The sequence below is a fragment of the Bernardetia sp. genome (assembly GCF_020630935.1).
Lineage (GTDB): Bacteria > Bacteroidota > Bacteroidia > Cytophagales > Bernardetiaceae > Bernardetia.
Genome location: NZ_JAHDIG010000090.1, coordinates 1 through 15696 on the forward strand (window position 1 = coordinate 1; position 15696 = coordinate 15696).

General features: G+C 32.3%; 13 protein-coding genes. 4 read left to right on the forward strand and 9 right to left on the reverse strand.

The window, feature by feature from the left end:
- The 4 genes from QZ659_RS18365 to QZ659_RS18380 form a co-directional block, all read right to left on the reverse strand.
- A partial coding sequence (locus QZ659_RS18365) for a Crp/Fnr family transcriptional regulator (protein WP_291728132.1) occupies positions 1-477 on the reverse strand: 477 nt, incomplete at its 3' end.
- 302 nt (positions 478-779) lie between these two features.
- Positions 780-1493, reverse strand: a complete 714-nt coding sequence (locus tag QZ659_RS18370) for a hypothetical protein (protein ID WP_291728133.1) — start codon at positions 1491-1493, stop codon at positions 780-782.
- A gap of 427 nt (positions 1494-1920) precedes the next feature.
- Entirely contained in the window at positions 1921-2451 is a 531-nt protein-coding gene (locus QZ659_RS18375) for a hypothetical protein (protein WP_291728135.1), read from the reverse strand.
- Positions 2452-2712: 261 nt separating this feature from the next.
- Complete coding sequence (locus QZ659_RS18380) at positions 2713-2841, reverse strand: hypothetical protein (RefSeq protein WP_291728137.1); 129 nt, start codon at positions 2839-2841, stop codon at positions 2713-2715.
- 41 nt (positions 2842-2882) lie between these two features.
- On the opposite strand from QZ659_RS18380, the gene QZ659_RS18385 reads away from it, so the two are divergent.
- Entirely contained in the window at positions 2883-7091 is a 4209-nt protein-coding gene (locus QZ659_RS18385; protein WP_291728139.1) for a toll/interleukin-1 receptor domain-containing protein, read from the forward strand.
- Positions 7092-7123: 32 nt separating this feature from the next.
- Positions 7124-8281, forward strand: coding sequence for a 4Fe-4S dicluster domain-containing protein (locus tag QZ659_RS18390; RefSeq protein ID WP_291728141.1), 1158 nt, complete (start codon positions 7124-7126; stop codon positions 8279-8281).
- Between the two features lie 3 nt (positions 8282-8284).
- Here the strand turns inward: QZ659_RS18390 and QZ659_RS18395 are convergent, their stop codons facing one another.
- Together QZ659_RS18395 and QZ659_RS18400 are read right to left on the reverse strand one after the other, a co-directional pair.
- Complete coding sequence (locus tag QZ659_RS18395) at positions 8285-9082, reverse strand: nucleotidyltransferase domain-containing protein (RefSeq protein ID WP_291728144.1); 798 nt, start codon at positions 9080-9082, stop codon at positions 8285-8287.
- Between the two features lie 19 nt (positions 9083-9101).
- Entirely contained in the window at positions 9102-9515 is a 414-nt protein-coding gene (locus tag QZ659_RS18400; RefSeq protein WP_291728146.1) for a hypothetical protein, read from the reverse strand.
- A 499-nt stretch (positions 9516-10014) separates the two neighbouring features.
- On the opposite strand from QZ659_RS18400, the gene QZ659_RS18405 reads away from it, so the two are divergent.
- Entirely contained in the window at positions 10015-10506 is a 492-nt protein-coding gene (locus QZ659_RS18405) for a hypothetical protein (protein WP_291728148.1), read from the forward strand.
- Here QZ659_RS18405 and QZ659_RS18410 read toward each other — a convergent pair.
- From QZ659_RS18410 to holA, 3 genes are all read right to left on the reverse strand, one after another.
- Positions 10501-11253 carry a hypothetical protein gene (locus QZ659_RS18410; protein WP_291728150.1) on the reverse strand — a complete coding sequence of 251 codons (753 nt, stop codon included), beginning with the start codon at positions 11251-11253 and terminating at the stop codon, positions 10501-10503. The genes QZ659_RS18405 and QZ659_RS18410 overlap by 6 nt on opposite strands.
- Positions 11254-11345: 92 nt before the next feature.
- Positions 11346-13475 (reverse strand): thioredoxin domain-containing protein, encoded by a 2130-nt coding sequence (locus QZ659_RS18415; protein WP_291728152.1) that lies wholly within the window; start codon positions 13473-13475, stop codon positions 11346-11348.
- Between the two features lie 37 nt (positions 13476-13512).
- On the reverse strand, positions 13513-14550 hold the full coding sequence (holA, locus tag QZ659_RS18420; RefSeq protein ID WP_291728155.1) for a DNA polymerase III subunit delta: 1038 nt from the start codon (positions 14548-14550) through the stop codon (positions 13513-13515).
- A 254-nt stretch (positions 14551-14804) separates the two neighbouring features.
- On the opposite strand from holA, the gene QZ659_RS18425 reads away from it, so the two are divergent.
- The gene (locus tag QZ659_RS18425; RefSeq protein ID WP_291728158.1) at positions 14805-15554 is read left to right on the forward strand and encodes a hypothetical protein; all 750 of its coding nucleotides are present in this window, start codon (positions 14805-14807) and stop codon (positions 15552-15554) included.
- Positions 15555-15696 lie beyond the last annotated feature (142 nt).

The following is a 15696-nucleotide window of genomic DNA, read 5'->3' on the forward strand; positions in this document are numbered from 1 at the left end:
GATAAGTTTTTGATAACGATATTCAACAGAATCTTTCATTAAAGACAAAACTCGTAGTTGTAGATAAGTATAACCTCTAGAAGCTTTTATATAAAAAAAATTCGCCATTTTATGAATTTGATTGCGAATAATATCCTTATTCTTTAATGACAAACAATAAAATGTACTTTCTTCTATGCAATCTATATTTAAAGTAGATTTTTTTTGAAATTGATAGGCATAGTAATCACTTACCCAATATCCTTCTCTAGCAAACTGAATGATATGCTCCTTTCCTTTATCATCAATTTCATAAGATTTTACCAATCCCGAAACAATTAAATACTCTTCTTCAACAAATTGATTTTCTTGAATTAAAAATTGATGTTTTTTGAGTGTTTTAAGAGAAAAATAACTAGATACAAATATCCACTCCTCTTCTGTAAGAGGACAAACTTGTTCAATATGATTTCTTAAAAACTGAAAATCATTTTTCATTTACATAAATTTTTGGTAGTGTCTTAAAAAGTATAATTACCAGCTCTCGCTCGCATTTTGCGAGTGAGCAATATATATTTAGGCTTCTAGCCTTCTGTATTTCGTTATTCTAAATATAAGACAAAATTCTTAACATAGCTAAAGCAAATACAAAAATCACGGCAGGGATGCCGAATACATAGTCCTAACTCGCTTCCAAGCGAGCTAGAGCTAATTTTTTCATTCATTCTTCGGCAGCCAAGATGCAGCAGGGGAGCTAGAGATATTTTTTATTTATTTGCAGCCGAGATGCAGCAGGTAAATCAATACCAATCAGATACTACTTCATCAATTTGTAAAAGAAAAAAGTAAAGAGGACGAGATACAGCATATATCTTAACACCATGAAGTTTCATTTCAGTTTCCATAACTAACAATTTGTATTTAAGAGGACAGCTTCGGTAAAACTCTTTTATATCTTCTACAATATTTAGTACAATATCTTTTTTACTGTAATGATATGGTTTATACCCAAGTTCTTTACATTTTCTAGCATATAATATTAGAGTTTTATCTATCACTTTGGAAAAGGTAAAACGATAATCGTGATTCTGAAATTGAATATTAAATGTACTATCAAAACTACTTTTATAATCATACAATAGGGGGAGAATCTTTTTTTTACCAAAAAAGATTTCCCTATCTATGATATTAGATAAAAGAATACAGTTGTAAAGTTCTGAACGACTCGTTTTACGTAAATTTCTTGCTTTTGGTAAGTACTCCTGTACATAATTTATGAACTCATTGTAAGAAATTTTTTTATCTATAATATTTAGAGGGACAAGGTCAAGAACTTCTCTTAGACTATCTGATTTGTGTCTATATTTTATATAGGCTACGTTGCTTAATACTTGTATAGCACAACCAGACTCTACTAAAAGTGTACTATCTCCTTTTACATAAGTACGATACTCTTTCGCCACTTTATCTAATATATAAACTTGTTTGTGTACGAAAGCACTATCTTTTAACACTCTATATTTTTCATAACTTATTGGAAACTTAAATTCATAAAAAATGAATTGGCTAAAACAGTTATGAGTAAAAAATAAAAATAAAAGTATTTGAATTATTTTGAAATGTACTTTCATAAGCCTTATCTTCTAGGTCTTGTTAGATTGAATGTTTTATAAAAATGGTGTATGGTGTCATAAGTCGTAGATTGCATTGGAGTTGAGTTTACTAGCTCTCGCTCGCATTTTGCAACTGAGGAATGTGTATTTAGGCTTCTAGCCTTCTGTAGTTCGTTATTCTAATTATAAACCGAAATTCTTAACATAGCTAAAGCAAATACAAAAGGCACGGCAAGATGCCGAATACATAGCCGTCACTCGTTTAGAAACGAGCGACAGCCACTATTTCTTATTCATTTTTCGATAGCCGAGAAGGAGCTGGGAGGCTCTAAAGTTTAGCATTGCCAAGATATACATGTAAAAGCTTAATCATCATATTAATTACAAAACCCAAACAGTAAAATATAACTATATACAATACATAATATTCTCCTAACAAGATAACTATTAAATTAAGATCTGTTGTATCAACATCTGAATACAGGCTTTTGTCATTCAAATTTCTAATTGGTTTATGTAATAAACATAAAGATGTACTAGGGTCAAATTGAGAAAAAATTACTAAATATTTTTCATTTTCTTTGATTAATAAAGCATTTATACTAGCATTTGTGTTTGTATATCTTTTTCCTCTTACATAGTATTCGTAGTCATATAGAAAAGTATTTTCTTTTTCATTATGTTTATTTGACATTATAACATTGCCTATTGTGTACTTCCCCTGTAAACGTAGGTAATTTAATTTGCTATCAGCATCTTCATAATTTATTTTGTAAATGAATAGAATTACACATACCCCCAACAATACAAATATTGTGTAATATATAAGATGCGATAATATAGTTTTTAGTGTTTTCATTTAGTTTTTATTGTCCATTAGGAATACGAATGCTATCTCCTTCAAAAATATAAGTATTCCTATTACCGTTTTTATCGATACAAGGCCCCTGCTCTCGCTCGCATTCTGCGAGTGAGTAATATGTATTTAGGCTTCCAGCCCTTTGTACTTTACAGTTCTAAATATAGCTACAAATATTGAAATTTTACAAAAACTACACCTTTGTTGGCGTTCTAACGAAACTCTCCCAACAAAAAACACTACTATTAAAACTACTAAAATTTAATCTGTTTTATTTCTCTGTTCATTTATATTTTTTTGATTGCTATTACGACAAAGCAAAAACAAAAGACTAACAAAGGTGGAAGCAGGATACTTTTCGACAAACAGCATTTTTTCTTCTTGTTTCATTCCTCAAAAGTGTTTATTTTCAAAAAAAATAAATTCTACTTATGAGCGACACAACTACCACGCTAGAAAAACTGGAAGACAATCTAAATACTCGTTATAAAGATGTCTTTATTTCCTATGGAAGAGCCGAATCAAAGGCTTTTGCAACCAAATTATGTGAGCAATTAACACAGAAAGGCTATAAAGTTTGGTTCGACCAAAATGATATTCCATTAGGTGTAGACTTTCAGCACCAAATAGATGAAGGCATCGAAACGGCTCATAATTTTATTTTTATTATTGCTCCACACGCTGTAAAATCGCCATATTGTAGAAAGGAAATCGAATTGGCTCTCAAGCGTGGGAAAAGAATTATCCCTATTCTTCAAATCGAACCTACTACCAAGGAAGTTTGGGATATGATGCACCCTGCTATTGGAAAAATAAACTGGGTGTATATGCGCCAACAGTGGGAAGAAGATAAAGAACAAAGCGATTATGAAACAATAGATGATTTTGACGAAGGCTTCAAAGGAGTTTTGTCTTTGTTGGAAGACGAAAAAGAATATGTGCAAAAACATACTGAAATTCTTTTAAGAGCAATTGAGTGGGAACGAAATCATCACAATTCAATGCACCTTTTGGTTGCCAACGAAAGAAAACATGCTGAAGAATGGCTCTTTACTCGCTTCGATAAAAAACAACCTCCTTGTTTTCCTTCTGATTTGCACGCTCGCTTTATTGCAGAAGCTAAAAAAAATGCTAATAATCTTCAAACAGATGTTTTTATTGCTTCTGCAGAAGAAGAAAATCCTGAAAACACCATTACAAGAGAGCTAGTAATTTATACACTTTCTCTTTATGGTTATACTTCTTGGACACACGTAACCGACCTCAGTTCGGGTGTAGATTTTCATAAAGCTATCAGAAAAGGCGTAGAAGGAGCAGATAATCTGATTTTTCTTATTACTAGGAAATCGTTAGAATCAGAATATTGTATGGATGAGTTGGAATATGCTATTTCCTTGCAAAAGAGAGTTATTCCGTTGCGTTTGGAAAAAATAGATGAATCAGAATTTCCAGAAGTTTTAAAAGACCTTCAATATATAGATTTTACAGACAATAGAGAAGATATTTCGCTTTCTAAAAATGAAAAAACAGACTTTGAAAAAGATATTGATGAGCTTTTAGAAATTTTAGACAAAGATAAGGAGTACATTCAGCGTCATAAAATCTTGCTTACCCAAGCTTTAAAATGGGAACGACAAGACAAAAATCCGTCTATGCTACTGCGTGGACACAACTTAGACCAAGCTAAAATTTGGCTAAAAATAGGACAGAAAAGAGAAAACAACCAGCCTCTACAAATTCATGAAGATTTCATAAAAGAAAGCGAATCTAAAAGCGTTTCCGAACAAATAGATGTTTTCATTTCTTACTCTAGAACAGATGGCGACATTGCTAGAAAAATAAATGAGAACCTACAAATTGCAGGAAAAACAACGTGGTTCGACCAAGAAAGTATTGCTTCTGGAGCAGATTTTCAGAAAGAAATCTATCAAGGCATTGAAAATGCTGACAATATTGTTTTTATTCTTTCGCCAGAGTCTATTTTGTCGCCTTATTGTGCAGATGAAGTAGAATATGCCCAAAAATTAGGTAAGCGATTCATTACCTTACTTTACAGAGAGATAAACCCAACAGACCAACCTACTGCACTCGCTGCTGTTCAATGGATAGATTTTAGAGCAAACCACACCAAATTTGAGAAGCAGTTTGCTGAAATGTTGCGTACCCTAGATACAGATAGAGAACACGTACAGGCACATACCAAGTGGCAAAAAGAAGCAATGGAGTGGGAAGAGTTTGAGAAAAATGAAGATTTTTTGTTGCGTGGCAACGAACTTACCTTAGCCAATAAATGGTTAGAACAAGCAAAAGAAAATAAAAAAATCCCTCTCGTTACAGAACTTCAAGAAGAGTTTTTAAAAGCTAGTTTGAAAAAACAGAATAAAGTAAATCTAGCTATTGAGCGAAACAAACAAATTTTCATTGCTGCCATTGCTATTATTTTGGCTGTGGCTGTTTTGGCAGGTTCGCAGTGGTATAAATCTTATCAACACCAAAAAGAACTTGCTGTCAAAAATTTGATTTTTGAATCAAAAGAACTTTTAAGACTTTTTCCAGACCGAGCTTTACAACTTTCAAAAGCAGCCTACCAATCAGAAAAAGAGTTATCACTCTCTTCTATCAAAAATTTTTACACCAATATTGAAGAAACCAAACTACTGCCCAACAAACAGTCAAATATTTTTACCCAACTAGAAATAGACGAATATATTCATACTGTGGTAAGTTCTGAAAACCAATTTCGTTTTGTCGTAGTAGGAGATTATTTGTATTTGTTTGATAAGAAAGGCGAAGCTATTACAGCTTTTGCAGACAAACAAGAGTTTAATAATCAAAAACAACTCTTCAAAACCCATGTAGAAGAGTATTCAAAAAAATATAATAGCTTAAGAGGAAATTATGGTTCTTCTTTGAAAGAAATTCCCTTTATAGATATTTCTGATGATGGAAAATATATTGTTACTCATTCAGACAATGGAAAAATTACGCTTTATGATGAAGAAGCAAGACCAATAAGACAATTTAAAACCGATGTTTTAGCAAATCATTCTTCAAAAATCTTCTTTGCTGATTTAGAAAATCAATTAAGAATTGTAGTAGCAAGAAGTGAGATTTACACTAGTAAGTATCCTACTTACATTAGTGTTTTTGATACAGTAGGCAACTTGTTAAGTGATCACGATGATAAACAAATTGTATGGGACAACCAAAACCAACTCTACCAAAAAACATTAGCCCAATGGGAAAAAATTATCGGAGAGAAAACGGCTTATACAAAAGGTTATTTTAGAGAACATGAAATCCATTTTGAAGTAGGAAACTATACTCTAATTCAAGAAGATAAAGAAAAAGCATGGAAATTAACAAAGAAAAATCAGCCAGATAGTCTTATTGCCATCTACAATTTTCCAGAAAGTGTTTACTTTTCAAGTCTAGGAAAAGATAAAATTGCAGTTCATGATGGAGAAATAAGTTACATTTTTGCAACTCCTAATACACTCAAAGAGGTTTTTGAGCAAATTCCAGCCTTGTCTCCAGAAGAAAAAATAGAATACCAAATAGCCAATATAGACGATTATAGAAAAGTACCCTCCCAACTTGCTAACCTTGTAGCTAAAGGAGTTTTGTTTATGACTGTTTTTCTTTTAAGCATTTTGGTTCTCAATTATTTTAATATGCTGTTTCTAAGTCAAAGATATTTTAAAATACTTCTCTACTTAGTGGTAGGGCTTTTTGTGGGTACAGGCTGGGTTATTCTGATAATGGATGAAAACTATGTTGTTCCTGTGGCTTTTGCCTCTGGACTTTCTTTATCTATTGCAGGGATTATTTTTGGGATAAAAGATGTGAATAGACTGCTTTATTTTAATGGCACATTGTTCTTAGCCTCAGGAGGGTTGTTAGTTATTGGCACAGCTTCACTTTTCCATTATATCAACAGAGTTGAAGGAACACTCAGCACACTTAACAACTTTTTTGGAGGTGTAAATATCTTTATATGGCTAACAGTAGGTATCACGTGGTTTGCAATAGAGAAAGCTGCAAAAGAATTTTCTGAACGCAACTTCAACTATTTTGCAGATTGGATAGGTATAGCAATTTCTACAGTATTGCTTTTTATCGGACTTTCTATTACAAAACTATCTCTGACAGATGATTTAACTTTGTTATTTTTACTTCTTATACTACCATCTAGTTATTTTTTACGTACTCTTGCAGGGCAGTATGTACTGTATAAATTCCAAAAATCTCCTTACAGTCTGACAACTATGAAAGGTTATATTCCTGCTCTTATATTGCTATTTTTATTGTTTATTGGGCTTGTTATTGATGAATATAATACTGGAGAAAATATTATTTTTCGTAGTGCAGTCATTGGCTTGTTTATTTATGTTCCATTATTTTATTTTTACACCATCTTTGTCGCTTTCAAACAAAAAGATAAAATTAATTTAAGAGCAAACTTCTTATTTTGGTGGACGATACTGCTAGTAATATTTGCTCTTATTCCTTCTATTGGAAAGAAAGAAGAGTCTTATGTGCCCATAATAGTTATTATAATTTGGAGTTTGCCTCTCTTATGGTGGGGATATAAATTTTTCAAAAATCGTAAACTTAGAAAACAGAGAGCAGTTGAATAAGCGACAGATTAAGAAACTTGTATTATATAGATATGGACGATAAAAATAAAAATACTTATTGGAAAGATTTAAAAGAGGCTACCCAAACTACAAAAAAAGGATTGGGCTTAACGTGGGAACACTTTCAAAAATCTATACGAAGCCTTGCCAAAACGGAAAAAAATAATAGTGGAAGTGCAAATGCAGCTCAAAATCAGTCTTTTGATAAAGATGATATTTCTAATTTTGGAGTAGTTACAAATCGTTATCCACACGAGATGATGCCTATTCCTGATAATGGACGCTACAAACTTCATAATGAAATAGAAGATTGTATTGTCTGTAACAAATGTTTGGAGGTCTGTCCTGTAAACTGCATTGAAATTGATGCAATTCGTGGAACAGAACAAGTAGGTAGAGCTTCTGATGGCTCACCCATTCGTTTTTATGCTGCCAAGTTTGATATTGATATGGCAAAATGTTGCTTCTGTGGACTTTGTACAGTGGTTTGTCCGACCGAATGCCTTACCATGACAAAAGAATTTGATTTTAGTGAAACTGATATTGCTAACATGAACTATAAATTTGGCAATCTAACAGAAGAAGAAGCCAAAGAAAAACAAAAAGAGTGGGATGATTTTCAAGCTGAAAAAGCCACTAAAAAAACGGTTGAAAAAACTGCTACTTTGCCAAAAATAAAAAAACCTATCAGTTCGAAAGAAGTAGATACTACAAAAACAGATAAAAAACCTATCGTTAAGATAAAACCTGTTATCAAAATAAAAAAAGGAGTTCCTAAAGCTAAAGAAGATACAACTCAAAAAAAACCTATCAAAATAAAACTACCTACCCCTAAAACAAACGAAAACGCAGAAAGTAAGGAGGCAATAAAAAAACCTATCAAAATAAAACTACCTACTCCTAAAACAAATGAAAACACAGAAAGTAAGGAGACAATAAAGAAACCTATCAAGATTAAAAAAATAGTTCCTAAAACTAAAGAAGATACAGCTCAAAAAAAACCTATCAAAATAAAACTACCTACCCCTAAAACAAATGAAAACGCAGAAAGTAAGGAGGCAATAAAGAAACCTATCAAGATTAAAAAAATTACTTCTAAAAATTCGAATCAAGAAAAACCTAAAACAGTCAAGCCTATCAAAATCAAATTACCACAGAAAAAAACTCCTCCAGACAAAACAGAAGATTAAAGTCTATAACAAACTTCTGAAAAACTCATTCAGAGGTTCGTTCTCTTCTTCTTTACGTTTTAAGTTACTTGCATATGCTCCACATTCAGAAATTTGTTCTGTAATAAAGGAGTGGATAAAAGTAGGAATTTTTATTTTTTCGCCTTCTTTAGCTATTATTTTCTGCTTCCAAAGTTCTTCAATGGCTTCTTTTACTTCCTTGTTTTTGGTACTGTTTTCTACTTGTACTAAATTTTCCACTAAAAATCTAAATTCTGTGGGCGCAGGCTGATTTCTAGTTTTGATATAATATGCAGCCAACACAGGACGTAGCACGTAGAAATATTTTTTGATAGAAATCTGATGGTCTTCTATCTTTGAGAGCATTCCTTTTGCGATGCCGAGATAATGAAAAATAAGTGTTTTTGGAGAAAAATAAAGTTTTGATAGTTCCCACAACTGATTTCTAAACTCTTCATTTTGGCGATAGATGATAGGTGATTGCAACCACTCAAAAGGTGTTGCATTTGACTTTTTCAGTAATCCTAATGCCTTACGAATATCCCAAGCTGAAACATCAACATCATTTTCAAAAAATCTATCTATCGAATCTAAAGGAGAATGAATAGATACATACTTTTCTTTGTCGTGAACAAACAGAAAACGAACATCATAATCGCTATCTGGCGAACCAAATCCCCACGCACGGCTACCACTCTCACAAGCATATAAAATCTTAATATTTTTTTCAGATTCTAGCTGTTGCAAGCATTCTTCTATATAATCTTGAATATTTGTAGGTATAAAATATTCTGGCTTCATCTGTTATTTATAGGTTAGTTTATTTTGTTTGGAAAGACTGCACTATCTGGTCTAAATATTTTTCAGCATCTTCCGAGTTATCAAATACATCATTGGGAATTTCAGAACGCTGTGTTATTCTTGAAAATTGTAAGTTTACAATATCATCTTTAGAAAGCACTCTTGCTAATTTTAACAATCCATTTTCAGCGACATATTTTTGCGCTTCTTCATGCTTTGCTTCCAACTTACGAGATTGAATCATCAAATTACGAATATCTGATAAAATGGTAAAGTTATCTAAAACATGTGTGAGAACTTCTTTCCAATCCGACAACAATGTATCTGCATCTTCTAGTTCCCATTTTTCTGTGGTCAGAAAATAATAGACACGGTTTTTTACCTTATCTACAGAGATAAAATAATGTTTTCTATCAATAATTTTGATTTTCATAACCTATAACAAAACTAAGACATTGTTTAAGAATCGAAAAAACAAATTATTTACGGTCTGCTCTAACAAGACTGACCTAATAGACCAAGGTCAGACCAATAGGTCAGTAGCGACAATTGTATAAACTACATTAGCTTCGCTAACTTTCAGGTCTTAAACAATTTTTAAATAACCATGTTGAGTCAAAATAAATTTCAGATTAAAATACTCTACATCAATAGATGTTTGCTGTTGTTTGGCTCACAGAACAGAGAAAAAATAACGTTCATTAGTGTTTTAGTGTAGCAATACCAACAACTTTTTATATCCTGTCCAGTACTCTAACTTCAGATACATCATAAATTACATTGACAAGATAATTGTTTGAATAAAACAAAAAAGTTAGGGTTATTTTTCTGAACCTGCTACAAAAAAAATATTAAAAGGCTATAAACAAAACAAATTTTATAGTAGTTTTACAGACTATTTATCGTCCTTTTGAAAATAATACAATTAGACTATGGCAGACTTCGAACAAGATACTGATAAAAAACACGGCAGTACGTTCTCCTCACTCTACAAAAGCAAAGAAGAAGCTATTCAGAAACGAGTAGAAACGTTGTATAAGAGTATGTCGTTTTCAGAAGGAACAGAACCTAACTGGACAAACTTTCACGACTGTTTTACAAGTAGCGCACAGTTTATAAATGCTAACTTAGATGCACCTATGTTTTTAGATGTTCGTACTTTTGCACAGGTTTTAGATAATCAGATAAAAGAACACAGCATTCCTCAAATTTTCACAGAAGAAGTTTCTCATCGCACCCAGATTTTTGGAAAGATAGCACAGCGCTTTAGTGTTTTTGCCAACAAAATTGAATTAGATGGCGAACCTACCACAAGAGGAATCAATAGCATCCAGCTCATTTGTGCGAAAGGAAACTGGCTCATTCAGTCTATTTCTTGGTACAACGAACGTACAGACGACCAAATTCCTACAACTTTTCTATGATTTTTCTTTAATTAGAAAAGCCTGTTTTAAAGACAAAATGTGTAGGCTATACGCAATTACAACTAATACAGTTGGTAACCAAACAAAAGGAAACGTAGAAACAACTTTGGAACTTGGCTCATTCATAAAATAGCGAATCGGCAGAGGCGCAGAAAGTACAGCAATAGAGACGATAATAGCCAAAACACACAAACCGAAAATATTCCAAGCTATCAATAACTTCTTTTTTGCTTTTATTGAAGTTTGTTTTGCAACAAAATAGCCTGCTGGAATTGCCAAAATGCCTACCAAAATATCAAAGTTCTTGCCTTCAAAAGTCATCTGAATAGGCAATAGGTTTTGAACAAATAAAAGCCATAACAAAATCTCTACAACAATTCGAAAACTCTGAAAATACACTAACCAGTGCGAAGGAATTACTTTGATAATTTCTTTAACCGTCTTACTCAAATTGATAAAAAAAAGTAAAACTATCAAAGGAATATTGACTAAAACGAGTAAAGGAGGAGGAATAACAGGTTTTTGTTCGTTCATTTCCAGCACTCCAAAAGCTGATAAAATTCCAGTCAAACCAAGCCAAAATAAAACTACAAAAACTCCTTGAAAAAATATCTTGTTTTGTTTTTGATTTGAAAACTCTGTCCTCTTTAATGTCAGCTTTAAACCTCTCAAAATCAAGAGCATAGAAAAAGCAATCAAACTTAAAAATCCTACAATAGTGATATAATACAGATTAATATTTTCCATAAAAAAGTAGATTTAAGTAACTAGATAAATAATTATTCAAATCTACTTTTTTCTTTTGGGAAAGAAGATGACCAAAATTGCTAATTTTCAAATCACATCTGTTTCAAAGCCTCTTCTACACTATTTACAGGCAACTGACACATTCTATTTTTACAGACATAAATAGTCGTTTCGTTATTTATAGCTGGACGCATCTCTAAAAGGGGCAATAATGAATTTTCTCCATTCTCTTCGCTTTCTGTAGCTGCAACAATTTTATTTGGAATATAATACGTAGAAATTTCTTGAACTACCTTCTTATACTCTTTACCTACCACAACAATTTCTGGCGTTGGCGTTAAAAAATAGGTAAAAAGCGATGCCCAGTTCGAAACATGGCGAGGTTCGGTTGCAATCAAAGAAGCTACCTTCGAAAGCATTGATTTACTTGTTTCTTTGTATTGATTGTTTTCTAAAATTATTCCTAAAAAATATAGATTGGTAGCCATTACAGAATTGGAAGATGAAATTACATTATCAAAAATTTCTTTCTTTTGCGCTACTAATTTTTCTCCGTAATTCTGATTGGTAAAATAAAATAGCTGTTCTTCCTTATCGTAAAAATTTGTGAGAGCAAACTTAGTAAGTTCATCAGCTCTGCCTATCCATTTTTCATCAAAACAAACTTGATAAAGTGAAATATAGGCTTCTATCAGCAAAGCATAATCTTCTAAAAAGGCATCAATTTCAGCAGTTTCATCTTTAAAAGTGTGATAAAGTTTATTTCTATCTTCTTTGTCAAAAAGTTTATTTTCTATAAACTCTGCAACTTGCAAAGCCAAACTCAAATATTTTTCATCGTTTAATGAAGAATAAGCATTACAAAAACCTTTTATCAAAAGAGCATTCCAAGAAGTCAGAATTTTATCATCTAAAGACGGACGAACTCTCTTTTCTCTTTCTTTAAGAAAATGACTTTGCCATTCATTCACTTTGCTTTTCAAAATACTTAAATCAATATCATTCTGTTTTGCAAACTCTTCATCTGTGTCTTTCCTATACAAAATATTTGCGCCTTCTGTAGCGTGTGGACTCTCCCAATTTCCTTTTGAGGTTATGGAATAATATTTTTTAAATAATTGTAGGTCTTCTTCTTGGCTAGTAGAGTTTTCAAAAATGTGGTTAGTGAAAATATGTTCTATTTCGTCAGTTGTCCACGTATAAAATTTACCTTCTTTTCCTTCACTATCTGCATCTAATGCTGAGTAAAAACCTCCGTTTTGGTCTTGAAGTTCTCTCAACAAAAAGTCAGTGGTTTGTTTTATCACCTGTTTATAAACTTCTTTCTGATTTTTATTTTCTGTGAGAGTATAGGCTTCTGCATAAAGTGATAACAGTTGTGCATTGTCGTAGAGCATTTTTTCAAAATGAGGCGCAAACCATTCTTTATCGACAGAATAACGAGCAAATCCTCCTCCTATTTGGTCGTACATCCCACCTTGTTCCATCTTGGCAAGTGTGAGATAGACTTGATGGAGTATTTTTTCTTTTATAGGATTTGTTATTTCTTTATTTTCTTTGTCTTGTCTGTTCAAATAATCATAGTATCGGAGTAAAAATAAGTAGTAGGAAGGCATTGGAAACTTTGGAGCTTGTCCCACTCCTCCGAATTCTGTATCAAAATGTTTTTCAAACTTCTCAAAGGCTTTTTCTAAAATAGAGTCATCAAAATCAGAAACATCTTTCAGATTATATCTCTCTAAGGCAGAAATAGACAAGACTTTAGTTACTTTTTTAGCAGATTCTTCTACTTCATCTCTCTTGATTTGATAGGCTTTTCCAATCTGTGTTACAATATCTGCCCACTGATTGGGTGGAAAATATGTTCCTCCCCAAAATGGCTTGGCTTCAGAAGTTAGAAAAACATTGAGTGGCCAACCTCCCGAAACTCCCATCATCTGCACAGCTTCCATATAAATTGCATCAACATCAGGGCGTTCTTCTCTATCTACTTTTATACAAACAAAATACTCATTCATCAGCTTTGCAATGGCTTCATTTTCAAAACTTTCATGTTCCATTACATGACACCAATGACACGCCGAATAACCAATACTAACTAAAATAGGCTTATCTTCTTCTTTGGCTTTTTCCAACACTTCACTATTCCACATTTGCCAATGCACAGGATTTTGAGCATGTTGAAGTAAATAAGGACTACGGCTTTTTGAGAGTTGATTCAAGGTAATTTGAGTTTTACGTTGTATGAGTTTTATTTTTTTAGCCTAAGATTCTGACAGCAAGTTCTCTAAGAATTTCGCCATCTTTTGCACTACTGTTTATTCCCTTAGACTGTGCATCAGCTATCCGAAGGGCATTTAATACGAAAAGAACTTTAGGAATGTTATATTTTTTGACAGCTTCTCTGTAATCTTTCACAAAATATGGACTTACTTTTAATATTCCAGCAAGTTCGTTGTTGCTTTTTTCTTTATGCTTATGCAGCAAGATTAGTTTACAAAAATACCCAAAGAGTGATGAAATAATTGGAATAACAGGATGGTCTTTTGGGTTGGCTGCAAAAGTATTGATTATTTTGTGCGTTTTGAGTCCATTTCGTTGTGCAATAGCTCTCTGCAAATCAAAAACGTTGTATTCTTTTGTCGTACCGATATATTTTTTTACAAGTTCGGTCGTGATTTGTGAGGGTTGCGAAGAAGCATCTGTTTTTCCAAAATTTAATAATAATTTATCTAACTCATTTGAAAGCCTTGAGAGTTCTAGCCCTACGTTTTCTGTAAGCCAAGCTGTCGCATCTGGCGTAATTCTATATTTTTTTTGCTGCAGATAATTTCCAATCCAAGCAGGAATTTGATTTTCATACAGCGATTTTGATTCTACCAAAATAGCATGCTTATCTATTGCTTTGGCTAGTTTTGTATTGAGTGCTAGTTTTTTGTGTTTGTATAAAAAAACTAAAACGGTAGTAGGAACGGCATTTTCAGCATAGTTTTGAAGTTGTGTTTTGGCTGCTTCTTTTCCAAAATCAGCAATTTCTTGTGCTTCCTTAACTATCACAACTTGTCGCATTGCCATCACAGGAAACTGCTTTGCTCTAGCTAAGATGTCTTTCATTTGCACATCTTTTCCATACAAAACCGTTTGGTTAAAACTTCTTTCAGATTGTTCAAGTGCATTTTCTTCAATGTAATCTGCAATTTGGTCTATATAGAAAGATTCATCTCCCATCAAAAAATAAAAGGGAGAAAACTTACCTGCTCTCAAATCTTTTAAAATTTCTTCTGGCTTTTTTGGCATAAACAATTTTTCTTTTTGATGGAGAACTTAAATAGAAATCTCTTCTTTTTCATCTTGTCTCACAAATATCAAAAAAAACTCTTTGGAAATGAAAATAGCAAAACGATTTAATCAATTTTCTATCAATAAACACTTTCCTAAGAAGCATTATAAAACATACTATTTTAGAGATACTGGCATATACATTGCGAACCATAAAGCATATATTTGCGTTAGACAAGTTTTTATATTTTATCAATTTTACTTCAAACTAAATGAACATCACTTTTAGAAACACTTACGTCTTAGCTATTTTAGCTATTTTATCTCTCTCACTTACTAGCTGCTTCGATATCAAAGAAGAGGTAACTATAAAAAAAGATGGTTCTGGTTCTTTTATTCAAACTTTTGATTTGGGCAGTAATCCAATGGTTCAGATGGCTCTAAATATGCAGAGTGACTCAGCTAAAAATGCTAATAAGCCTACAAACAAAATGGATTCTACAATGGAATCTACTAAGGAAAGACTCTCACAAATAAAAGGTATTTCAAATGTAAAAACAGCTTCATCAGAGGAAGACCTAAAATTTTCAATCATGTATGACTTTGAAGATGTAGATGCACTCAACCGAGCTATTAATGCTTCCAAAGAAGAAAAAGAAGGTGAGGTAAAAGTAATGAAGAAACTCTATTCTTTCAAGAAAGGTGAATTTACAAAGGCAAATTCTTTTGCCATGGGAAATAGTGATTTAGATTTATCTGAACTTATGGGAGGTAAAAAAGATGGCGATAGCGAACAAACAGAAGAAGAAAAAGCTCAAGCAAAGCAGATGATGCAAATGTTTTTTGGTAATGCCAACTATACATATATTGTTCATGTTCCGAATAAAGTAAAGTCATACTCTAATAAGAAGAACACAACTGTTTCAGAAGACGGAAAAACTCTTACTATGAATATTCCTCTTTTAGAATTGATGAATAATGATAAAAAAATAGATGTTGGTAACTCTGTAAAGTTTAAATAATTACTCCCTTATTTAGAGAGCCTATTTAAAATTATTTCTTTGAGCTACAAATGGTAAATTCAAGCAAGCTCATAATTTAAGCATAAAAAAAACAAAAACGCCTTTGCAAGATGATTGCAAAGGCGTTTTGTTTTGTTAGGGA

What these genes read in the sequence shown, in the direction of transcription:
- QZ659_RS18375 (WP_291728135.1), bottom strand. Translation starts at nt 2,451, where the DNA reads ATGAAAACACTAAAAACTATATTATCGCATCTTATATATTACACAATA.
- QZ659_RS18380 (WP_291728137.1), bottom strand. Translation starts at nt 2,841, where the DNA reads ATGAAACAAGAAGAAAAAATGCTGTTTGTCGAAAAGTATCCTGCTTCC.
- QZ659_RS18385 (WP_291728139.1), top strand. Translation starts at nt 2,883, where the DNA reads ATGAGCGACACAACTACCACGCTAGAAAAACTGGAAGACAATCTAAAT.
- QZ659_RS18390 (WP_291728141.1), top strand. Translation starts at nt 7,124, where the DNA reads ATGGACGATAAAAATAAAAATACTTATTGGAAAGATTTAAAAGAGGCT.
- QZ659_RS18395 (WP_291728144.1), bottom strand. Translation starts at nt 9,082, where the DNA reads ATGAAGCCAGAATATTTTATACCTACAAATATTCAAGATTATATAGAA.
- QZ659_RS18400 (WP_291728146.1), bottom strand. Translation starts at nt 9,515, where the DNA reads ATGAAAATCAAAATTATTGATAGAAAACATTATTTTATCTCTGTAGAT.
- QZ659_RS18405 (WP_291728148.1), top strand. Translation starts at nt 10,015, where the DNA reads ATGGCAGACTTCGAACAAGATACTGATAAAAAACACGGCAGTACGTTC.
- QZ659_RS18410 (WP_291728150.1), bottom strand. Translation starts at nt 11,253, where the DNA reads ATGGAAAATATTAATCTGTATTATATCACTATTGTAGGATTTTTAAGT.
- holA (WP_291728155.1), bottom strand. Translation starts at nt 14,550, where the DNA reads ATGCCAAAAAAGCCAGAAGAAATTTTAAAAGATTTGAGAGCAGGTAAG.
- QZ659_RS18425 (WP_291728158.1), top strand. Translation starts at nt 14,805, where the DNA reads ATGAACATCACTTTTAGAAACACTTACGTCTTAGCTATTTTAGCTATT.